13 protein-coding genes are annotated in these 21753 nt (G+C 58.8%); 5 read left to right on the top strand and 8 right to left on the bottom strand.

Features of this window, described 5'->3' with window-relative positions:
* Positions 1–910: 910 nt before the first annotated feature.
* From Q9S52_RS04305 to Q9S52_RS04295, 3 genes are all read right to left on the bottom strand, one after another.
* Positions 911–1063, bottom strand: a complete 153-nt coding sequence (locus tag Q9S52_RS04305) for a hypothetical protein (RefSeq protein WP_294594375.1) — start codon at positions 1061–1063, stop codon at positions 911–913.
* Positions 1064–1194: 131 nt separating this feature from the next.
* Positions 1195–1359 carry a hypothetical protein gene (locus Q9S52_RS04300; RefSeq protein ID WP_294594374.1) on the bottom strand — a complete coding sequence of 55 codons (165 nt, stop codon included), beginning with the start codon at positions 1357–1359 and terminating at the stop codon, positions 1195–1197.
* Between the two features lie 430 nt (positions 1360–1789).
* A complete protein-coding gene (locus Q9S52_RS04295; RefSeq protein WP_370648992.1) occupies positions 1790–3955 on the bottom strand; it encodes a bifunctional (p)ppGpp synthetase/guanosine-3',5'-bis(diphosphate) 3'-pyrophosphohydrolase in 2166 nt (721 codons plus the stop codon).
* Between the two features lie 77 nt (positions 3956–4032).
* On the opposite strand from Q9S52_RS04295, the gene Q9S52_RS04290 reads away from it, so the two are divergent.
* The 4 genes from Q9S52_RS04290 to Q9S52_RS04275 all read left to right on the top strand — a co-directional run bounded on the left by Q9S52_RS04290 (position 4033) and on the right by Q9S52_RS04275 (position 10272).
* Positions 4033–5658, top strand: coding sequence for a sulfatase (locus tag Q9S52_RS04290; protein ID WP_304708279.1), 1626 nt, complete (start codon positions 4033–4035; stop codon positions 5656–5658).
* Positions 5659–7527: 1869 nt separating this feature from the next.
* Positions 7528–8628: a Nif3-like dinuclear metal center hexameric protein gene (locus Q9S52_RS04285; protein ID WP_304708278.1), complete on the top strand. Its 1101-nt coding sequence runs from the start codon at positions 7528–7530 to the stop codon at positions 8626–8628.
* Between the two features lie 56 nt (positions 8629–8684).
* Entirely contained in the window at positions 8685–9449 is a 765-nt protein-coding gene (locus Q9S52_RS04280) for a zinc ribbon domain-containing protein (RefSeq protein WP_294594896.1), read from the top strand.
* 232 nt (positions 9450–9681) lie between these two features.
* Complete coding sequence (locus tag Q9S52_RS04275) at positions 9682–10272, top strand: RNA polymerase sigma factor (protein WP_294594337.1); 591 nt, start codon at positions 9682–9684, stop codon at positions 10270–10272.
* 1080 nt (positions 10273–11352) lie between these two features.
* Here the strand turns inward: Q9S52_RS04275 and Q9S52_RS04270 are convergent.
* Complete coding sequence (locus Q9S52_RS04270; RefSeq protein ID WP_304708277.1) at positions 11353–11598, bottom strand: hypothetical protein; 246 nt, start codon at positions 11596–11598, stop codon at positions 11353–11355.
* Between the two features lie 637 nt (positions 11599–12235).
* On the bottom strand, positions 12236–12382 hold the full coding sequence (locus tag Q9S52_RS04265) for a hypothetical protein (RefSeq protein ID WP_304708276.1): 147 nt from the start codon (positions 12380–12382) through the stop codon (positions 12236–12238).
* Positions 12383–12506: 124 nt separating this feature from the next.
* Here Q9S52_RS04265 and gcvP point away from each other — a divergent pair, with 124 nt between their 5' ends.
* On the top strand, positions 12507–15374 hold the full coding sequence (gene gcvP / locus Q9S52_RS04260; protein WP_304708275.1) for an aminomethyl-transferring glycine dehydrogenase: 2868 nt from the start codon (positions 12507–12509) through the stop codon (positions 15372–15374).
* A 940-nt stretch (positions 15375–16314) separates the two neighbouring features.
* Here the strand turns inward: gcvP and guaA are convergent.
* From guaA to rpsA, 3 genes are all read right to left on the bottom strand, one after another.
* Positions 16315–17844, bottom strand: a complete 1530-nt coding sequence (gene guaA / locus Q9S52_RS04255; protein WP_304708274.1) for a glutamine-hydrolyzing GMP synthase — start codon at positions 17842–17844, stop codon at positions 16315–16317.
* A gap of 68 nt (positions 17845–17912) precedes the next feature.
* Positions 17913–18860 (bottom strand): ribonuclease Z, encoded by a 948-nt coding sequence (locus tag Q9S52_RS04250; protein ID WP_297626246.1) that lies wholly within the window; start codon positions 18858–18860, stop codon positions 17913–17915.
* Positions 18861–19200: 340 nt separating this feature from the next.
* Entirely contained in the window at positions 19201–21000 is a 1800-nt protein-coding gene (rpsA, locus tag Q9S52_RS04245; protein WP_304708273.1) for a 30S ribosomal protein S1, read from the bottom strand.
* Between the last annotated feature and the right edge of the window lie 753 nt (positions 21001–21753).

The raw sequence follows: 21753 nt of genomic DNA, 5'->3' as shown, positions 1-21753 counted from the left end.
GGCTTGCGCGCTGGGCCTTCGGTCCACCCGGGGAGCGCGCAGCCCGAACCCGACAGATTTGGGGCGAGTTTTGAGCTGCGAATTGGGCTGGATCTTTGGGTTGATGTGTTGGTCGTGCTCTTGCGACCCTTTAGGGTCATGCAGTTCGCCGCCACCCCACGCGGCGGACTGCTATAGGCTGAGAGCGAGTAGCGCGATTCCGAGCGGAATCGCCGTCCTCTTATTAGGATAGAGGCTGTCCAATCGGAGTGCCCGAAGGCACCGGCGCGAGGGAGGCGCGCCGAGGACGAATCTTGTAGAATTGGGGGCGGTGAATGGGTGCTGTGCTCTTGCGGTTCTTTGAGCCGCCGGATTCAACTTAAAATAGGGTAGAGCCAGTTCAGTGATTGGGGTAGAGGCTGCCCAATCGGAGTGCCCGAAGGCACCGGCGCGAGGGGGGCGCGCCGAGGACGAACTTTCAAGAATGGGGACGGGGAATGGGTTGTTGTCAAGCCCGGAAATGGGTCGTGCTCTTGCGGCTCTTTGAGCCGCCGGGCTTATGCGACCCTTTAGGGTCGCCGGCCTTGTCGCCCAGGCGCGGAGCACCTCGGGAGAGTGGGCGACAGGCCGAAGTTCAGAAAATTGTGCGGTGCTTCTGCGACCCAACGGGTCGCGCAGTTCGCCACCACCCTACGCGGCGGACTGCAACCCTCGCAAGCTCGGTCGCGTCCCCGCTGGCGGCAAACTGTTGTCGCACTCAGAACGAATAGGCCGTGCTCCTGCGACCCTTTGGGTCGCGCGGGCCGGAGCCACCCCCGGCGTAGGGCCGCAATCTCGCGATGCTCGTTGCGCCCACGCTGGCTCCGGCCGCTAAAGTCAAGCCAGTTAGGGTAGTTCCACCCCATTGTCCACCGCGGGCATGCGTCCCCGTTTATTCCGAGAGGCAACGCAACTGAAAACCGTGACCACGACCGTCTGAGCCGTTGGCGTAGAGTCCTTGGGGATCGAAACTCAGGTCCATGCCGCGGATGCCGTTTGTGGCGGCAGACCAGCTGAACCCATGACTGTCCACGCGGTTCAGCAAACCTGTATTGTAGTTGCGGTAGCCCGGGGCGGGCCGTGCGGTTCAGTGTCTCCAAAATCAGAATAAGGAAACGAATATAAGTCCGGGTTCTAAGTTCCCAATCGGTTCCGGCGAAAGCTCTTCTGTCCCGTTTATTCCGAGAGGCAGCGCAACGGAAAACCGTGGCCATTGTAACCCGGACTGTTAGGAGTAAGATCGGCTCCGGTGAAGTATGAACAGATACCGTATGATTTGTCCGTTACGGAAGCTGACCAAATTGTTCCTTCACGACCGGTATTGCCTAATCCGCCGAACAATTTGTTATTACCCGCGTCGCGGTAGCCCGGAGCGGGTAAAGGGCTGCCTCTCTTAAAAAGGAATCGCCGGGGGATTTTCAAGGGGGGTGTAAATCCCCCTTGAATGTGCTCTTTGCCTACTTTCTATCACATAATAGAAAGTAGGGGCCCCCGCGGCCCGAGCGGAGCAAAGAAAAGATTGACTTTCAAGAAATGCAATCGCATGCAACGTCCTGCGCGTTTGCGTTTCTCCGTTTATTCCGAGAGGCAGCGCAACTGAAAACTGTAGGCACGATGATCCGAGTGACTCGGATTGAGATACGTTGGTTTGAAGTCAAGCCAGAAACACCCGGAACTCGGCCTCTGAGTCGATGAATAACTGTAACCGTTGGTAGCGATGCCAACCAGTCTACCTGATGCGTAATCGCGGTAGCCCGGGGCGGGAGCAGGTCTAACTGTTCACCCGGAAGACGCGTACGATCCCTTTCAGCCGCTTGATCTTATGGATCACCATGTCGACGGCTTGGGCGCCTTTCACTTCGATCGAAAGCTGGCCCTGCATCATCCCCCGCTGGACGCCGAATGACAGGGAACGGATGTTGAGTTTCAGCTCCTGGGAGACCAGATCGGTGATGCGACCGGCCAAACCCGGGAGGTCGTCGCCGGTAACACGAATCGTCGCCAGAAAGGCCCCGTTCGAGGTCGTCTCGCGCCAACGCGCGCTCAGCACACGGTAGGGGTACTCTTCCCGAAGCCGCTTGGCGTTCGGACAGTCGGTGCGGTGGATGGTGATGCCGCTGTGGACGGTCACGAAGCCGAAAATCGGGTCGCCCAGGATCGGGTGGCAGCAGCCGCCTAACTTGTACTCCACGTCGCGCAGGGTTTCGTCGATCACCAGGCAGTCGCCGCTGCGGTCGTCGCCGGACGCCGAGGGGGCGGACTGGGCGCGACGGGGCTGAATCTCAGGCGCGGGAAGGCGACCCGAGGCGGCGTCGGTCAGGAGCTCTTTCACTTCGCCCATTGGGAGTCGTTGCTCCGATATCAGGGCGTAGACTTCGAAGCCGGTCTTGACTTTATAGTATTTCGACAGGGCGGTCACGGCCTCTTCGATGGTTAGGGGGAGTTTCCAGTTCTTCACTTTCCGCTCCAGCTCCTCTTTTCCGAGCTGGGCGCTCCGGGCCTGGTCGTCGCGCAGGATCTGTTTGATTTTCGCTTTGGCTTTCGAGGTCACGACGATGTCGAGCCAGCCGGCGCGGGGACGCTGGGTCTTGGAGGTGACGATCTCGACGACGTCGCCGTTGCGCAGACGTTCGCGAAGGGAGACGTTGCGGCCGTTGATCCGACCGCCGGTGCAGGTCATACCGAGGTTGGAGTGGATGTCGAAGGCGAAGTCCAGCACGGTGGAGCCTTCGCGAAGTTTGCGGAGGTCGCCGGTGGGGGTGAAGACGAAGACTTCGTTGCTGCTCAGGGCGAGGTCGAAGCGTTCTTCGATGGTCTCGGCGGCTGCGGTGGTCTCGACGATCTCGCGCAGGCGGGCGAGCCATTGTTCGCTCCCGAGGCCTCCGCCGCCGACGCCTTTGTAGCGCCAGTGGGCGGCGACGCCGCGTTCGGCGACTTCGTCCATCCGCCGGGTGCGGATCTGGACTTCGACCCACCGGCCCTGGGGGGTCACGACGGTGGTGTGGAGCGATTCGTAGCCGTTGGATTTCGGAATCGAGATCCAGTCGCGCATCCGGTCGGGGTTGGGGGTGTAGAAGTCGGTCACGACGGAATATACCGACCAGCACTGCATCTTCTCCTGATCGGGGGGGCAGTCGATGATGATCCGGATGGCGAACAGGTCGTAGACCTCTTCGAAGGGGACGCGTTGTTTCCGCATCTTCCGCCAGATGGAGTAGATGGATTTGGTGCGGCTCTTGAGCTTGTAGCGGATGCCGAGGGCGCGGAGGCGATCTTCGATGGGGCGGACGAAGGTGGCGATGAAGGCTTGTCGGGCGGCGTCGCTTTCGCTGAGCTTGCGTACGATGTGGTCGTACTCGCGGGGTTCGAGGTATTTCAGCGAGAGGTCTTCCATCTCGGATTTGATGCCGTAGAGGCCGAGTTTGTGGGCGAGCTGGGAGTAGAGGTTCAGGGTCTCCCAGGCTTTTTTGTTGCGTTTGAGCTCGGGAAAGTTCTCCAGGGCGCGCATCACTTCGAGCCGGTCGGCCATCTTGATGAGGATGACGCGGGGGTCGGTGGAGTAGGAGACGATCAGTTCGCGGAAGTTGTCGGCCTGGAGGGTCGAGGTCTTGGGGTCGACGGCGGAGATGTGGTTGAGGCCGCGGAGGATGCCGGCGCACTCGGGGCCGTAGGCGGCCGCGATCTCCGGAAGGGGCATTCTGCCGAGCCGGGCGACGTCGTGCAGCAGGGTCGAGATCACGGAGTTACGGCCGAGGCCGATCTCTTCGGCGACGATCCGGGCGGTCTGGATGCTGTGGAAAACGAAGGGGGTGCCGTCGTAGCGTTTCAGGTCGCTCAGGCTGCGGACGGCGGTGTGCAGGGCGCGCCGGATCTCGTCGCAGGAGGAGGTGCTGAAGGTGGTGCGGATATAGGTCAGGAAGTCGCGGTAGAGGTTCATGGCGGGAGAGAGGGGGGTGTATATTTCGGGAATTTCGTAACTTGCACTCAAATTTACGACTTAATTCGGTGTGACGGATGAAATCTGGTCTTTTTTTCTCGCTCCTCGGGCTCTCGGCGGTTGCCGCGGGGAACGACGGGAGGGCGTTGGCGCAGGAGGCGAGGCAGGGCGATAAACCCAACATTCTGCTCTTTCTGGTGGATGACATGGGGTGGCAGGATACGTCGGTGCCGTTCTGGCACGATACCACGGAGCTGAATCGGAGGTATTGCACGCCGCAGATGGAACGGATGGCGCGGAATGCGCTGAAGTTCACCAATGCCTATGCTTCGGCGGTCAGTTCGCCGTCGAGGGTCAGCCTCATGACGGGGATGAATCCGGCGGCGCATCGGGTCACGAACTGGACGTTGTACAAGGATCGGGGGCCGGATCCGGAGAGCCCGCTGCTGAGGTGGCCGGAGTGGAATGTGAACGGAATCGCGGCTACGCCGGGGGTGCCGCGGACGACGTATGCGACGATGCTGCCGGAGCTCTTGCGGGAGGCCGGATATCGCACGATTCTGGTGGGAAAGGCTCATTTCGGGGCGATGGAGACGCCGGGGGCGGATCCGTTGACGCTGGGGTTCGATATCAATGTCGCGGGGCATGCGGCGGGGGGATTGGCTTCGTATCTGGGCGAAAACAATTTCGGAAACAGGCCGGGGGAGGAGCAACAGAGTCCGTTTGCGGTGCCGGGGTTGGAGAAGTACTGGGGGGAGGATATCTTCGTGACGGAGGCGTTGACGCGCGAGGCGAAAAAACAGATCGATACGGCGTTGTGGCTGGATCAGCCGTTTTTTCTCTACATGAGCCACTATGCGGTGCATGTGCCGCTGGATCGGGACACGCGGTTCTATGCGAAGTATGAGAAGGCGGGGCTCGATCCGAGGGAGGCGGCTTATGCGGCGTTGATCGAAGGGATGGACAAAAGTCTGGGCGATTTGCGCGACTACTTGAAGGAAAAGGGGGTCGACCGGAATACGGTGGTTATTTTCCTGTCGGACAACGGGGGTTTGGCGGCGTGGGGACGCGGGGGAAGGCCGGGAACGCAGAATTTCCCGCTCCGAAGCGGCAAGGGATCGGCGATGGAGGGGGGGACGCGGGTGCCGATGATGGTCGAGTGGCCGGGGGTGACGGAGGGGGGGACGAATTGTCAGGTGCCGGTGGCGATCTGCGACCTGATGCCGACGGTGGTCGAGATGGCGGGGGGAGATCGGTCGAAAACGGTGCAGCGGATCGACGGGCAGAGTCTGGTGCCGCTTCTGAGGGGGGATGCGGCGATGGGGCGGAAGCATCCGCTGGTGTGGCATTTCCCGAATATGTGGGATGCGGAGGGGGACGGGATTGCGCCGCACAGTTCGATTCGGATCGGGGACTGGAAGCTGATCTATTTTTACGATACGGAGCGGACGGCGTTGTTCAATCTCCGGGAGGATATTTTCGAAAAAATAGACCATGCGGAGAATCCGCGTCAGCAGAAACGCCGGGAACGGATGGCGAAGCGGCTCACGGCGGAGCTGAGGCGGATGGGGGCGCAGGTGCCGTGGAATGTGGCGCGAAACGAGTGGTGTGCGTGGCCGGACGGTTCGCCGTACCGGATCCGGCTCGACCGACGGGCGCGGAAGGTGGTGGGAGAGTCGGGGGGAGGGTCTCGGCTCCGGTAGCTGTGTGTAGGGCCCTGTTTATTCCGAGAGGCAGCGCAACGGAAGACCGAAGGCACGGCTGTTTGTGCCGTTTGGATTGATCCATGTGGCGTGGAAACCCAAGTACATTCCATTGTTCCCGTTTGCCGACGATGAGTAGCTGGCACCTTCGTTGCAGACGCTGCCCGGTGCTCCCGAGATATAGTCGCGGTAGCCCGGGGTTGCCGTTTTTGTTCATGTTTCGGATAGAGGCTGCCCTTATTTTTAGGGTAGACCCGGCCCTTTGCCCACCGCGGGCCCGCGGCGTTTATTCCGAGAGGCAACGCAACTGATGACCGAAGGCCCGGCCGTTCGAGGTGCTGGTACCGAGGTATTGCGACGTGAAATTCAAGTCCATGCTACTACTGTCGTTGACTGTGGAAGCCCAGCTGAATCCGGCGCTGCCGACGAGGCCTGATTCGCCTGAGGGGTAGTCGAGGAAGCCCGGGGTGCACCCACCGGGTGTTTTACTGGCCGCCTTTACCCCAATTTGAGGCAAGGCTGCCCGGTTCGAGTGCCGTGTGTCTCCGTTTATTCCGAGAGGCAACGCGGCTGATTGCTTTGTCCACGATAGTCCGAGTAGCTGGTGTTGAGGTACTGCGAAGTGAAATTCAAGTCCAGCTTGTAGACTTCGCTTGTTGTAGACGACCAGCTAAATCCGCTATTGCCGACAGAGCTTAACGTGCCCGTATAATAGAATCGGTAGTCCGGGGCGGGGTTTGTGCAGTCCGCCGCTCGGGGTGGCGGCGAACTGCGCGGCTCAAAGAGCCGCAAGAGCTCAGCCTAACTCACCGCCCCAATTCTGTCGGGTTCGGGCTGCGCGCTCTGGGGGTGGGCCAAAGGCCCAGCACGCAGGCCCGGCGACCTAAAGGTCGCACGAGTACCGCACCCATTCACCGCCTAAAGCTCTCGGGTTCGGCCTGTCGCCCACCCCCTGAGCGGCTTCGCCGCTGGGCGACAAGGCCGGCGGTTCTACGAACCGCAAAAGCAACATTTTCTTTATTACCCAATCCGTTGGGTTCGTCCTCGGCGCGCCCCCCACGCGCCGCTATTGCGTCGCTGCGCCCGAGGACGGCGATTCCGAACGGAATCGCGCTATTCGCTCTCGGCCCAAATTCCAGCCCAAAGCTCGGCCCAGCGCGGCACGAAAACCGCAACCGGTTTTCCCGCCCCAAGAACAGGCAAAGCCCAAAGCTCGCCCCAGTTCTCCGCCCCGTGTGTGCCTCACTGCGGCTCCGCTTTCGCTCCGCCGGTGCCGTCGCCCGCTGGGATTTCATCTCGATTTTGCTCACCGCAAAATGAGCGAAATCCCTCTTTAGGCGGGCGGGCGACGGATTTTTTGCGTTGTTCTTTTTTCGCGCGCCTGCGCGATTCATTCTATTTCGGCTCACCGCCGAAATGATTGAATCGCTTCTTTAGGCGGGGCGCGCGTCTTTGGCTACAGGAGGGTACTGCCCTTACGCCGGGCGGGCGGTGCGTTGACCTGCGGTCTCCCTCGCGCTTGCGAGGCATCGTCGACAAGCCGACGTGCTCTCGCTTCACTACTCGGGTCCGGCACTCGGAAGGGGCAGCCTCTATCCCAAGGCTGCCTCGGCCCAAATCTTTGTCCGCGCGCCTGGGGGGAAATCTTGTCAAAACGTGCCAGCACATTTTGGCGATTTCCCTCTTAAGGCGAGGCGCGCGATTGGTTTGAGGGTACTGTTCTCTTTGTGAACAAAGAGAACCAGAAAAACTTTCGACGGATGCTGACGCATCCTCAAGCTGCCGACGGCCCAAGTCTTTCGTTCAAGCGCGCGCAGAAAAATATGAATCAATGACTTTAAACTCAAATAAATGACAACAATTTCCGATATGATTCAACCGATAGAGGCGTTTGCCCCGGTGGCGTGGCAGGAGGAGTGGGACAATGCCGGGTGGCAGGTGGCGCCGACTGATCCCGGGACAACGCCCTGTTTGGGGGTGCTGGTGGCGCTCGATATGACGGAAGAGGCGCTGCAAGAGGCTGTCGAGGCGGGGTGCAATCTGGTCGTTTGTCACCATCCGCTCTTTTTCAGAGGAGTGAAACGGCTCGTCGGGGCGACGCTTCAGCAGCGGATTGCGGCAGAGGCGATCCGGCACGGGGTGGCGATCTATGCGGCCCACACCAATCTGGACGTCGCGCCCGGAGGCGTGAGCGCTCGGCTCGCCGAGAAGTTGGGGCTGAGGGAGGTCAGGGTGCTCGCACCGCGCGAAAACCGGCTCATGAAACTCGTCTTTTATACCCCGTCGGCCTATGCCGAACCGGTGAGAACGGCGGTCTGGGAGGCGGGAGCAGGCTGCATCGGGCGGTACGAGGCGTGCAGTTTCAACTGCGAGGGGACGGGGACGTTTCGGGCGGCGGCACCGGAATGTCGGCCGTTCGTGGGGAGCGTCGGCGAGCTCCATGCCGAACGGGAGATCAGAACGGAGGTCGTCGTGCCGAAAGAGCGGATATCGGCGGCCATCAGAGCTTTGCGGGAGGTGCATCCGTACGAGGAGCCGGCCTATGACCTGATTCCGCTCGCGTTGCCGGATCCGAGGGTCGGGCTGGGGTGTGTGGGCGAATTGCCGGAGGAGGTGCCGGTGGCGGAGTTTCTGGGCCGAGTGGCGCGGGCGATCGGTGCGAGTTGCTTGAAACACAGTCCGATAGCGTCCAAGATGGTGCGCCGGGTGGCGGTGTGCGGAGGGAGCGGGGCGGAGTTCATTCCGGAGGCGATGGCGAGGGGGGCACAGGTCTACCTCACGGCGGATCTGAAATACCATGATTTTCAGCGCGCAGAGGGGAGGATCACGCTGGTGGACGGGGGGCATTTCGAAACGGAACGGCAGGCGGTCGATCTTTTTTGTGAACTCATATCGAAAAAATTCCCTAATTTTGCAGTTCGGCGAGCGGGGGAGACCGGGGCGGTCGGATATTTCTTCGACGGAAGATAGGTCGCGATCACGAGAGATGCGAAATATAATCAGATAGTTACCATACACGCACCCACATGGCTACCAAAACCAAAAACGTTGCCGAAGAGTTGTCTACCGAGGAGAAAATCGGTGTCCTCTATGCGCTTCAGCAGATCGATTCCAAAACCGACAGCATCAACCACATCAAGGGGGAGTTGCCTTTCGAGGTGCAGGATCTGGAGGATGTGATCGGGGGGCTCGAAACGCGCATCGGAACTTACGGAGAACAGGCCGATGAGTTGAGCCGGGAGGTCAAGGCGAAAAAAGAGGAGATCGAACAGGCGAAGGCACTCATTAAAAAATACGAGGCCCAGCAGGACGATGTGCGGAATAACCGGGAGTTCGACTCACTCTCCAAGGAGATCGAGTACCAGAAACTCGAAATCGAATTGGCCGAAAAACGCATCAAGGAGTTCAATGCCGAGATCAAAAACAAGAAAAAACTGATCGAGGATACGAAGGCGTTGCTGGAGGATCGGAAGATCGACCTCGACGCGAAGCAGGCCGAGCTGGCGGGGATCGAGGAGGAGACGGCCAAGGAGCTGGAGGAGCTCGGAAAACAGGCTGCCGAGGCGAGGGGGAAGATCGACGAGCGGTTGTTGTCGGCTTACGACCGGATTCGGAAGAATGTCAGGAACGGTTTGGCGGTGGTGACGGTCAAGCGGGATGCGTGCGGGGGGTGTTTCAACCGGATTCCGCCGCAGAGGCAATTGGATATCCGGATGAGCAAAAAGATCATCGTCTGCGAATATTGCGGCCGGATTCTGGTCTCGGATTTGCTGGACGGAGAGGCGGAATAGCAGGAAAATCGGACGATATGGCGCGCGAACTGACAAAATGTCGGTTCGCGCGTTTTTGGTATGCGGTTTGTCTGTTCTGAGGGGGGCGAGCGGGAAGGAAATTTGGCGGATTGCGAAATTGTTCGTATCTTGTCTCCGACCCAAGGGGGGATTTTTTACCGATTTACGATAAATACAAGTTGCCTATCGATCGATATCTACTCAAAACCACACGTTAAAACGAGTAGAAACCATGAAAACCGAAATCAGAAACGACAAGGAGCAGCGGTTGCTCCGGTCGTTCATCAATGGCGACGAATCGGCGATTGCTACCCTGATCGAAGGTTATCGAAAAAAGGTATATAACTACATCCTGATGCTGGTCAAGGATCGACAGACGGCGGACGACCTCTGTCAGGAGACCTTTATCAAGGTGATCGGGAGCCTCAGAGGGGGCAAGTATGCCGAAAACGGAAAGTTCATCTCATGGGTGTTGCGAATTGCGCACAATCAGGTGATCGATTTTTTCCGGGGAGGGCGCAGACCGGCGCATGTCACGAGCGAGGATGCGGGGTACGATGTCTTGAATAACAAGGAGTTGGCGGATCCGACGGTCGAGGATCGTATGATCCGGGATCAGCTGGAGGAGGATGTGCGGAGTCTGATCGACCGGCTGCCGGAGGAGCAACGGGAGGTGGTGGTCTTAAGGCACTATTTCGACCTCAGTTTCAAGGAGATCGCGCAGCAGACGGGGGTGAGTATCAATACGGCGCTGGGGAGGATGCGGTATGCGTTGATCAACTTGCGCAAACTGGTGGATGAGAGGCGGTTGGCGTTTGCATAAGAAATCATATTTTTGGAGTCTCCTCCTCTCTGCTTTATGCGGAGAGGAGGAGACTCTTGTTTTTTTTGGGGGTCTTGCCTATTGGGGCTGTTGCGAGGCGTGGGTGGAGGCGGCCTTGGGATTGGGGCTGAGGCTGCCGTAGCGAAACGTAAGTTTCGCCCGTCCACGGGACGTGGGGCCTGCCCGGCCCGAGGGCAGTCTCCTCCTGTTGGTAAAGCCGCGCGCCGCCGCCTGAAGAAGCGATTCAACTATTTCGGCGGTAGCCGAATATAGATGAATCGCGCAAGGCGCGCGAAAACGCGGCGGAGCGACAGCGGAGCCGCAGTGAGGCTGACACGGGGCGGAGAATTGGGTTGTGCTTTGGGCTCTGACTGTTTTTCGGGCGCGAAAACCGGCTACGGTTTTCGCGCCGCGCGGAGTATGGGGCTTGGCTTTGGGCCGTGGGTTGGGCTGAACTGTTGGCCAGACTTTGGGCTGAGCTTTTGCGACTCGCAGAGTCGCGCGGGCCGAAGCCTCCCCTAGCGGAGGCCCGCAACTGACGTTGCTTTTAGGCCCCGCAGGCTTCGTCCGCTTGAACTGAGAGCGAATAGCGCGATTCCTCAGGAATCGCGCTACTCGGCGAGAGCGACGCGCGCTGAGGACGAACCTCGCAGAATTGGGGCGGTGAATGTGTTGTTGCTCTTGTGACCCATAGGGTCGCCGGCCCTGTCGCCCAAGAGATTAGGGTTGTAGGTTGGGCTGAACCGTTGCCGAGTTTCTGCGGCTCATTGAGTCGCGTAGTCCTCCGCCCCGGCAGGCGGCGGGCTGCAACTCGTCGGAGCTCGTTGCGCCCCCGCTGGCGGCGAACTGCTGTTGTTGGTCGAGGACGCACTTCCGAGAATGAGGCGGTGAAAGAGGCGCTGCTTTTGCGACCCTTTAAGGTCGCGCGGGCCGAAGCCTGCGGAGGCCCGCAATTCGCGAAGCTCATTTTAGGCCCCGCAGGCTTCGGCCGCCAAGATCAAACTAAAGTAGGGTAGAGACTGGCAGGTATTGGGGTAGTTTTAGGGTAGAGGCTGGCAGCAAAAGACGCTGTGTGTCCGTTTATTCCGAGAGGCAAAGCAACTGATGACCGAAAGCGCGGTTGAATGCACGACAGGGATCGATCCACGTCGAATAAAAGTACAGGCACATTCCGTTGGTTGCATCGACCGAAGACGACCAATTGTAGCCGTAGTCGCCGGAGAACCTTGCTACGCCTTCAACGTTTGTGCGGCCATAGTCGCGGAAGCCCGGGGTGGTGCTGCTCGGCACCCGAACCAGCCCCATGGCTGCCTCTACTCCAAACAATCGACCTGCCTCGTTTCCCATTTAGGGCAGACACAGCCAGTAAAAGACGCAGTGCGTCCTGTTTATTCCGAGAGGCAACGCAACGGAAGACCGGAGCCGCGACCCGTTGTGGTGCTGGGATAGAGTGTCGTTGTATTGAAATTCATGAATACGCCGTAAGTTGCGTTGGCCCAGTTGTGCCAGTAGAATCCGAAATTGCCGTTTCCCCAAGCATTCCCTGAATTGTATCCGCGGCTGCCCGGGGCGGGGGCCGATCGGCATGCGAAAGCTAAATTAGGGTAGAGGCTACCGGTTATTTAGGTCGAGGCTACCATTAAAAGCCGCTTAGCGTCTGTTTATTCCGAGAGGCAGCGCAACTGAAAACCGTAGCCGCGGTTGTCTGAGAAACCGGGGCCCAGGTAGTTGGAACTGAAACCCAAATCCAGACCGCCGATATTGCTCGTTGACGACGAGTAGCTGAATCCATTTTGCCCTACGACGTACAGTGTGCCCGAAGAGTTGCTGCGGAAGCCCGGGGCGCGCCCGCAGGGCGTTTTACTGGCAGCCTCTACCCCAAAGTGATTCTACCCCAGGCAATTGACCTTCCTCAGCCTCCGTTTAGTGTAGACACAGCCATTAACAGACGCCGTGCGTCCGTTTATTCCGAGAGGCAACGCAACGGAAGACCGTGGGAGCGGTAGTGCGAGGTGCCGGAGTCGAGCCACGTCACGTTGAAATTCAAGTCCAGACTGTAGAGCTCGTCCGGAGAGGAAGACCAACTGTAACCGTCCTTACCGACACTCATCAGATCCCCCCGTCGCCCATTGATCCCCCCGTCGCGGAAGCCCGGGGCGAAAGGGAGAGGAGTTTCTCTCGTTTTTATTTCGTATCTTGCAACACCTTATCAACCTTAAAACTCAATTTCGAAAATGGCTCAGGATCAATTCGTAAACAGACATATCGGAAATGCAGCCGAAGAGGTCGAACAGATGCTCGGAGTGATCGGCGTCGGATCGGTCGGCGAACTCATCGACCAGGTGGTGCCACCGCAGATTCAGCTGCCGAAACCCCTCGAACTCGATCGACCGATGAGTGAATACGAATTTGCGGCCCATATCCGGGAGCTGGGAGCGAAAAACCGGCCGCTGCGGACGCTGATCGGGATGGGGTATTACGGAACGGCGACCCTGGCGCCGGTGATGCGCAATATTTTCGAAAATCCGGCCTGGTATACTTCCTATACGCCGTATCAGGCCGAGATTTCGCAGGGACGGCTGGAGGCGTTGCTCAACTTTCAGACCATGGTCAGCTCGCTGACGGGGCTGGAGGTGGCCAACTGCTCGCTGCTGGACGAGGCGACGGCGGCGGCCGAGGCGATGATCATGATGTTCAACCTGCGGTCGCGGGAGGCGGTCAAGGAGGGACGGAACGTCTTGTTCGTGGACGAGAATATCTTCCCGCAGACGCTCGATGTGCTACTCACGCGGTCGGAACCGCTGGGAATCGAGCTGGCGGTGGATTCGTTCGAGGAGTATGAGTTCAACGGGCGGGAGTTCGGGGCGATTGTCCAGTATCCGGGCGCTAATGGGTATGTGGCGGATTATTCGGCTTTTGCGGCGGGGTGTCATGAGCGGGGGATGCTGGTGGCGGCGGCGGCGGATATCCTGTCGTTGGCGCTGCTGCGTGCGCCGGGTGAGTGGGGGGCGGATATTGCGGTGGGTTCGACGCAGCGGTTCGGGATTCCGATGGGATTCGGGGGGCCGCATGCGGGGTATATGGCGACGCGGGATGCCTACAAACGGCAGATGCCGGGGCGGATTATCGGGGTCTCGGTGGATCGGTTGGGAAACCGGGCGCTCAGGATGGCGCTCCAGATGCGCGAACAGCATATCAAACGGGAGCGGGCGACTTCCAATATTTGTACGGCGCAGGCGTTGCTGGCGACGATGGCGGGCATGTTCGCGGTCTATCACGGGGCGGAGGGGCTTCGGCGGATTGCGACTCATGCCCATGCGCACGCACATGCGGCGGCGGAGCTGCTCAAGGGGTTGGGGTATGAGCTGGTTTCGGACTGCTATTTCGATACGATCGAGGTGGCGGCCGATGCGGAAAAGGTGGAGGCGATTGCGGTTGCGAAGGGGCTGAATTTGTTCTATCCGACGAACGATACGGTGCATATCAGTTTTGACGAGCTCTCCACGGTGGCGGAGGTGAATACGGTTGCGGCGATCTTTGCGGAGGCGCTTTCTGCGGGAGAGGCTAAGGCTGCCCTTGTACTCAATACTGTGGACGAGGGGATTTTCCTGCCGGCGGCTTTGCTGCGGGGGGACGAGATACTGACGGAAGCGGTCTTCCGGAAATATCGCAATGAAACGGATTTGATGCGCTATATCAAGCGGTTGGAGCGGCGGGATATCTCGCTGGCGGATTCGATGATCTCGCTGGGGTCGTGTACGATGAAGCTCAATTCGGCGGTCTCGATGATGCCGCTCTCGCTGGCGAATTGGGCCGATGTCCATCCGTTCGTGCCGCTGGATCAGGCGGAGGGATACATGGAGATGATCCGAGGGCTGGAGCATGACCTGGCGGTGATTACGGGGTTCGAGGCGGTCTCGTTGCAGCCCAATTCGGGGGCGGCGGGCGAATATACGGGGCTGATGGTCATTCGGGCTTACCACATGAGCCGGGGCGATCATCAGCGGCGGGTGGCGCTGATTCCGGCGTCGGCGCACGGGACGAATCCGGCGTCGGCGGCGATGGCGGGGATGAGGATCGTGGTGGTGGCGTGCGACGACCGGGGGAATGTGGATGTGGACGACCTGCGCAAAAAGGCGGAGGAGCATGCGGCGGAGCTGGCTTGTCTGATGATTACGTATCCGTCGACGCACGGGATTTTCGAGGGGAAGATCAAGGAGATTATCAATATTATTCATGAGAACGGGGGGCAGGTCTATTTCGACGGGGCGAATATGAATGCGCTGGTGGGGCTCTCGTCGCCGGGGTTCATCGGGGCGGATGTCTGCCACCTGAACCTGCACAAGACGTTCGCGATTCCGCACGGGGGCGGGGGACCGGGCGTGGGGCCGATCGGGGTGGCGGCGCATCTGGTGCCGTTCCTGCCGTCGCACTCTATTGTAAAAACCGGGGGCACGGATGGAATTACGGCGGTCTCGGCGGCGCCGTGGGGGAGTGCGATGGTCGAGGCGATCTCGTACGGATACATCAAAATGATGGGGGCGGAGGGGTTGAAACGGGCGTCGGAGATGGCGATCGTGGCGGCCAATTACATGGCGTGCGCGCTCAAGGGGCATTACGGGATTGTCTACACGGGCGAAACGGGGCGTGTGGGGCATGAGATGATCGTGGATTGCCGGAACTTCAGGGCGGAATATGGGGTCGAGTGCGGGGATATTGCACGTCGGCTGATGGACTATGGGTTCCATGCGCCGACGCTGTCGTTCCCGGTGCACGATACGCTGATGGTGGAGCCGACGGAGAGCGAACCGAAGGCTGAACTGGATCGCTTTATCGAGACGCTGATTGCGATTCGCAAGGAGTGCGAGGCGTTTGCGGGGGCGGAGGATCATATCGTCAGGAATGCGCCGCATACGGCATACGAATGTTGTGGAGCTTCGGACGAATCGGGGTGGACGCACCCGTATTCGCGGCGTGAGGCGGCGTTCCCGTTGCCGTGGGTGCGGGAGAACAAGTTCTGGCCGTATGTCTCGAAGATCGATGCGGGATATGGCGACCGAAATCTGGTCTGCACGTGCGATCCGTTGGAGACTTATCTGTAAAACTGTTGTGGCTGTGGGGTGTGTGCCTTGCAGCAGATGTCGTCGGACACGGCGGGCACGATTGTGTCCGCCGTGTCTTTTTTATCTCTTTTCGGAGCGTTGAGGCGGGCAGTTATTTAGGCCGTTACTATTCCTTCTTAGCTTAATCGCGCGCCACGCCTCAGTGGGGAAATCGTCAAAATGTGCTGGCACGTTTTGACAAGGTTTCCCAAGGCGCGCGAACAGAGAATGGGGTAGAGGCTGCCGCAGCAAAACGAAGTTTTGCCCGTCCACGGGACGTGGGGCCCGCGCGGCCCGAGCGCAGTACCTTCCCGTAGGACAGACGCGCGCTACGCCTAAAGGAGCGATTCAACTATTTCGGCGGTAGCCGAATATAGGTGAATCGCGCAGGCGCGCGAAAAGCCTCGACTTCGAGCAAAAATCCGTCGCCCGATCCGCTTTGTTAAAGAGGTAGTGAATTAGGGATTGCTTTCGAGGGTTGAAGCCTGTGGGGCTCACAGCAACGTCAGTTGCGGGCCTCCGTTGGGGAGACTTCGGCCCGCGCGGTTCTTCGAACCGCAGAAGAGCAAATGGGGTAGAGGCTGTCGGTTACTTAGGGTAGTTCCAGCCCTTTGCCCACCGCGTGCCCGCGGCGTTTATTCCGAGAGGCAGCGCAACTGAAAACCGTAGGTGCGATAGTCTGGGTAGCCGGTATTGAGGCCTGTCACATAGAAATTCAAATCCAGACCATAGATGTCGTTCGTGGCGGAAGACCAGCTGAATCCGTGATAGCCGACGCTGAGCAGTCCGCCTGAGCCTGAATAGCGGCTGCCCGGGGCGGGAGAAACACAACACTGAGGGGAAAGAATCTAAAAGAAAAGGGGAATGAGTTGATACTCATCCCCCCCGTGTGTGTTTAGAGTGAGAATGTTTGACAAGGACTCACAGCTCCCTCCTATTCCTACTCCCATTCGATGGTTGCCGGCGGTTTCGACGAAATATCATACACTACGCGATTAATTCCCCGCACTTTATTGATAATATCGTTCGAAACTTTCGCCAAAAGTTCATACGGCAGGTGGACCCAGTCGGCGGTCATCCCGTCGGTCGAGGTCACGGCGCGCAGGGCTACGCAAGACTCATACGTCCGTTCGTCGCCCATCACGCCGACGCTCTGCACCGGCAGCAGCATGACGCCTGCCTGCCAAACCCGGTCATACCATCCCCATTCGCGTAAAGCGTTGATGAAGATGGCGTCGGCTTCCTGCAAAATGCGCACTTTCTCTTTCGTAACCTCCCCCAGTATCCGAATCCCCAAGCCCGGCCCCGGGAAGGGGTGACGTCCCAGCAAAAGGTCGGAGAGGCCCAGCTCCCGACCGATCCGCCGCACTTCGTCTTTGAAAAGCAACCGCAGCGGTTCCACGATCTTGAGGTTCATCTTCTCGGGCAGGCCGCCTACGTTGTGGTGCGATTTGATGGTCACGCTCGGCCCGTTGACTGATACGGATTCGATGACGTCCGGATAGATCGTCCCCTGGGCCAGCCAACGCACCTCCTTGAGCTTCTGTGCCTCGGTGTCGAAGACTTCGATGAAGTCGCGGCCGATGATCTTCCGCTTCTGTTCCGGATCGGTCACGCCTGTCAGATCTCCGAGGAATTTGTCGCCGGCGTCGACGCCGATCACGTTGAGCCCCATGTTCTTATAGGAGTCGAGCACGCTGGAGAATTCGTCTTTCCGCAAGAGGCCCATATCGACGAAGATACAGGTCAGGTTGGCGCCGATGGCCTTGTGCAGCAATACGGCGGCCACGGAGGAGTCCACGCCGCCCGAAAGCCCGAGGACGACTTTGTCGTTCCCGAGTTTCGCCCGCAGTTCGCGGACGGTGGTTTCGATGTACGATGCGGGTGTCCAGTCCTGTTTGCATCCGCAGATGTCGACGACGAAGTGTTTCAGCAGTTGAAGCCCTTCGGTGGAGTGGTAGACTTCGGGGTGGAACTGAATCCCCCAGGTATCTTCACCCGCGATGTGGAAGGCGGCGACCCGTACATCTTCGGTGCTGGCGATGATTTCGCAGCCGGTCGGCTCTTTGACGATGGTGTCGCCGTGGGACATCCAAACCTGGGTCTGTTCGCTCAGACCGGCGATCAGCGGGTTCTGGCTCTGCACTTTCGAGAGCATGGCGCGGCCGTACTCTCTGCTGTTGGACGGTGCGACTTCGCCGCCGAAATGATGGGCCAGATATTGTGCGCCGTAGCAAACGCCGAGCAGGGGCAGATGTCCTTTAATCCCGCCGAGGTCGATCCGGGGCGCCTCTGCGTCGCGCACGGAGAAGGGGCTGCCGGACAGAATCACGCCCCTTACGGTGGGATCAATGGCGGGGTAGTGGTTGTAGGGGTGTATCTCGCAATAGACGTTCAGTTCGCGTACCCGTCTGGCTATCAGCTGGGTGTACTGCGATCCGAAGTCGAGGATCAGAATTTTTTCCTGCATAGACGAACGTGATGTTAGATGGATACAAATTTACAGTTTTCGGCGGAATTTCCCACTATGGGGCCGGACTAAAGCCGGGAGACTCGGAGCGAATGGTCTTTTTCGATGGTCAGGGCGAGGCCGTCGTGGCCCAAAAGGGTCTCGGGAAACTCGCTCCGGGCTTCGTCCAGCAGGGGGGCAAGGCTCTTATATCGGGCGGAGTAGTGGCCGAGCAGCAGATGCCTGACGTTCGCCTGGCGGGCGATCCGGGCGGCCTGAAGGGCGGTGGAGTGGCCGGTCTTCGCGGCGAGCGCTTTGTCTTCGTGGAGGTAGGTGGATTCGTGGTAGAGCAGATCCACGCCTTCGACGAGGGCGGCGACTTTCCCGGAGGGGGTGGTGTCGCTGCAAAAGGCGTAGCTTCTCGGTGTGTAAGGCCGGTAGGTGGCCTCGCGGGCAGTCAGGGGGGCGCCGTTGGCTAAGGTGGTATCTCGGCCTTGTTTCAGGACGGCGATCTGGACGGGGGTCAGTCCATATCCTTCGACGAGGTGTTTGTGTACGTTCAGGCTGGGTTCGTGCTCACGAAAGAGGTAGCCGCAGCAGGGAACGCGATGCCGAAGGGGAAGGCTGGAGACGCTGAACACGCGGTTCGACCATACGTCGATCCCGGATGCTCTGGTGTCCACTTCGTTGATATCCAGTGGATAAGGTAGCTCGACTCCGAAAAATCCGAAGTGGCTCCGCAGCATCTCACCGAATGGATGCGGGGCGATGATTTCCAACCGCCGTGTCCGCCCCATCATGCTCATGGTGGAGAGCAGGCCGAAAATCCCGTAAACGTGGTCGCCGTGTAGATGGGTGATGAAAATCGCGTTGATTTTCAACGGATTAATCCCGTATCGAAGAAGCTGGTATTGTGTCCCTTCGCCGCTGTCGATCAAAAAAAACTGCTCATGTACGTTCAGTACATGAGCAGTATGATGCCTGGTAGCGGTCGGTCGGGCCGAACTGCATCCCAGTATGGTCACTCGAAAGGTCATAACACGATTGTTTATAACTATTCTTTGGCTACGAGAGTGAACTGTTCTTTTTGTGAACAAAAAGAACCAAAAAAACTTTCGACGGATGCTTCGCATCCTCCAGCTGCCGGCGGCCCAACTCTCGGACTCTTCTTTGGGCCGGGGATTCTTCCGGGCGCGTTGGGGTAATTCCCACATTATACGCGCCCGGAGAACCCCGACCCAAAAGCAGTCACGAAGACTGAGGACTGCGGAGCCTGAGGAGTAGCGTAGCTATCATGAAAGTCTTTTGGGTACCTTTTCTTCAGAAAAGGTACGGTTCTATCCAGCACAAAGAACGGTTATAATAAACAGGTGCTTATTAGTTTTTGCCTTCGAGCTGCGCTTTGAGTTCAGCGAGGCCCGAGATATCTCCCAGCGTGGTTTTTTCCATCGACGAGGAGAGTTTCTTCACGGCATCCTGGGTGGAAGCTTCTTTCACGGCATCTTCTTTGCCTTTGGCTTCTTCGAAGGTGCGGGTGTGCGAAAGGATGAGTTTCCGGTTGTTTTTGCCGAATTCGAGGACGCGGAATTCCAGGGTTTCGCCCACTTTAGCGGTCGTCCCGTCGGCTTTGACCAGACCACGTCCCGGTGCGAAGCCTTCACCGCCTTCGTTCAAGGTCACGACGGCGCCTTTGTCGTTGATTTCGGCGATCGTTCCGGTGTGGATGGTATCCGGTTTATAGATGGTTTCGTAAACGTCCCACGGGTTTTCTTCCAACTGTTTGTGACCGAGGCTCAAACGACGGTTTTCTTTGTCGATTTCCAGTACCTGTACATCGATCATGGAGTCGATCTGGGTGAATTCCGAGGGGTGTTTGATTTTCTTGGTCCAGCTGAGGTCGCTGATGTGGATCAGACCGTCGACGCCTTCCTGGATTTCGACGAAGACGCCGAAGTTGGTGAAGTTGCGTACGCGGGCCTGGTGTTTCGAGCCTACGGGATATTTGGTTTCGATGTTTTCCCACGGATCCGGGGTCAGTTGTTTGATACCCAATGACATCTTGTGATCGTCGCGGTCGAGGGTCAGGATGACTGCTTCGACTTCGTCGCCGACTTTCATGAAGTCTTGTGCGGAGCGCAGGTGTTGCGACCAGCTCATTTCGGAGACGTGGATCAAGCCTTCGACGCCCGGTGCAATCTCGATGAATGCGCCGTAGTCGGCCATCACGACGACTTTACCTTTAACTTTGTCGCCGACTTTCATCTCTGCGGCCAAGGCGTCCCACGGATGCGGGGTGAGTTGTTTCAGGCCGAGGGCGATGCGTTTCTTGGCGTCGTCGAAGTCGAGGATAACGACGTTGAGTTTCTGGTCGAGTTGTACGATCTCTTCGGGGTGGTTGACGCGGCCCCAGGAGAGGTCGGTGATGTGGATCAGACCGTCGACGCCGCCGAGGTCGATAAATACGCCGTAGGAGGTGATGTTCTTAACGGTCCCTTCGAGGATCTGGCCTTTTTCGAGTTTGCCGATGATGTCTTTTTTCTGTTGTTCGAGTTCGGCTTCGATCAGGGCTTTATGCGATACGACGACGTTGCGGAATTCCTGGTTGATCTTAACGACTTTGAATTCCATGGTCTTGTCGACGTAGATGTCGTAGTCGCGAATGGGTTTCACGTCGATCTGGGAGCCGGGAAGGAAGGCTTCGATGCCGAAGACGTCGACGATCATACCGCCTTTAGTCCGGCATTTGATATAGCCCTTGATGATTTCGTCTTTTTCGAGGGCTTCGTTGACGCGATCCCACGAACGGAGCTGCCGTGCTTTCTTGTGAGACAGGGCGAGCTGGCCTTTCTTGTCTTCGGCGGATTCGACGTAGACTTCCACTTTGTCGCCGACTTTGAGGTCGGGGTTGTAGCGGAATTCGCTGCTGGAGATCACGCCTTCGGATTTGAAGCCGATGTTGACGAGAACTTCGCGTTTGTCGATAGCGGTGACGGTACCTTCCATCACTTCGCCGGTCTGGATGTTCGAAAGGGTCTGGTCGTACTCTTTGGCGATTTGTTCTTTGCTGGCGCCGCCGTAAAGACCGGCTTCGGTCTCGAAGGCGTCCCAGTTGAACGTTTCCACGGGTACGGAGGCGTTCGAAAGCGTCGCGGATTTGGTTTCTTCTGCGTTTGTCATTGTTTTGTTTGTGTTTGAAACTAAACGGGTTAGACTTTATGTATTGACGCCTTTCGGCTTCCTCTTTGGGGGAGTGGGCCGAAAGGCGTCGCAAAGATACGAATATTTTTAGTTATTCCTAATGGTGTCGGGGGGCGATTCGGAGGAGAGATTGTCTGGTTCGAGCGCCGCTGGGCACCGCCCCGGGCTACCGTCATACAAACTCCGGGACACTGGTATATATCGGTTGTCACGGATTCAGCTGGTCGTCCACAACGAATGACATTGATGGAGCATATCTGACATTCAGTACCGCTGATCTTGAGCCCAGTTTTGTAAACAGCCGTACCTACGGTTTTCAGTTGCGTTGCCTCTCGGAATAAACGGGGCACCGCGCGGCACTCGAATACAGGCTGGGCTACTTTATGCGGGCTGGACTTAGCGGTTCGCCGCCAGCGGTGAGTGCAACGAGCTCCGTCGAGTTGCAGCCCGCCGCATGGGGTGGCGGCGGACTGCGCGGCTCAAAGAGCCGCAGAAGCTCGGCCCAAAGCACCGCCCCATTCTGTGGCATTCGTCCTCAGTTCAAGCGGTCGAAGCCTGCGGGGCCCACAGTAACGTCAGTTGCGGGCCTCCGCGGTCGGAGGCTTCGGCCCGCGCGGCTCTACGAGCCGCAAAAACACAGCCCAAAGTTCGACCCAATTCTCCGCCCCGTGTGCGCCTCACTGCGGCTCCGCTGTCGCTCCGCCGCGTTTGCCGTCGCCCGCTGGGATTTCA

The sequence above is a fragment of the uncultured Rikenella sp. genome (assembly GCF_948810725.1).
Classification (GTDB): Bacteria; Bacteroidota; Bacteroidia; order Bacteroidales; family Rikenellaceae; genus Rikenella.
This window is presented reverse-complemented; position numbering and strand designations above follow the sequence as displayed.

Bases quoted from the DNA above. Each gene is read 5' to 3' on its own strand.
- Q9S52_RS04295 (WP_370648992.1), bottom strand. From the start codon at position 3,955: ATGAACCTCTACCGCGACTTCCTGACCTATATCCGCACCACCTTCAGC.
- Q9S52_RS04290 (WP_304708279.1), top strand. From the start codon at position 4,033: ATGAAATCTGGTCTTTTTTTCTCGCTCCTCGGGCTCTCGGCGGTTGCC.
- Q9S52_RS04285 (WP_304708278.1), top strand. From the start codon at position 7,528: ATGATTCAACCGATAGAGGCGTTTGCCCCGGTGGCGTGGCAGGAGGAG.
- Q9S52_RS04280 (WP_294594896.1), top strand. From the start codon at position 8,685: ATGGCTACCAAAACCAAAAACGTTGCCGAAGAGTTGTCTACCGAGGAG.
- Q9S52_RS04275 (WP_294594337.1), top strand. From the start codon at position 9,682: ATGAAAACCGAAATCAGAAACGACAAGGAGCAGCGGTTGCTCCGGTCG.
- Q9S52_RS04265 (WP_304708276.1), bottom strand. From the start codon at position 12,382: ATGAGTGTCGGTAAGGACGGTTACAGTTGGTCTTCCTCTCCGGACGAG.
- gcvP (WP_304708275.1), top strand. From the start codon at position 12,507: ATGGCTCAGGATCAATTCGTAAACAGACATATCGGAAATGCAGCCGAA.
- guaA (WP_304708274.1), bottom strand. From the start codon at position 17,844: ATGCAGGAAAAAATTCTGATCCTCGACTTCGGATCGCAGTACACCCAG.
- Q9S52_RS04250 (WP_297626246.1), bottom strand. From the start codon at position 18,860: ATGACCTTTCGAGTGACCATACTGGGATGCAGTTCGGCCCGACCGACC.
- rpsA (WP_304708273.1), bottom strand. From the start codon at position 21,000: ATGACAAACGCAGAAGAAACCAAATCCGCGACGCTTTCGAACGCCTCC.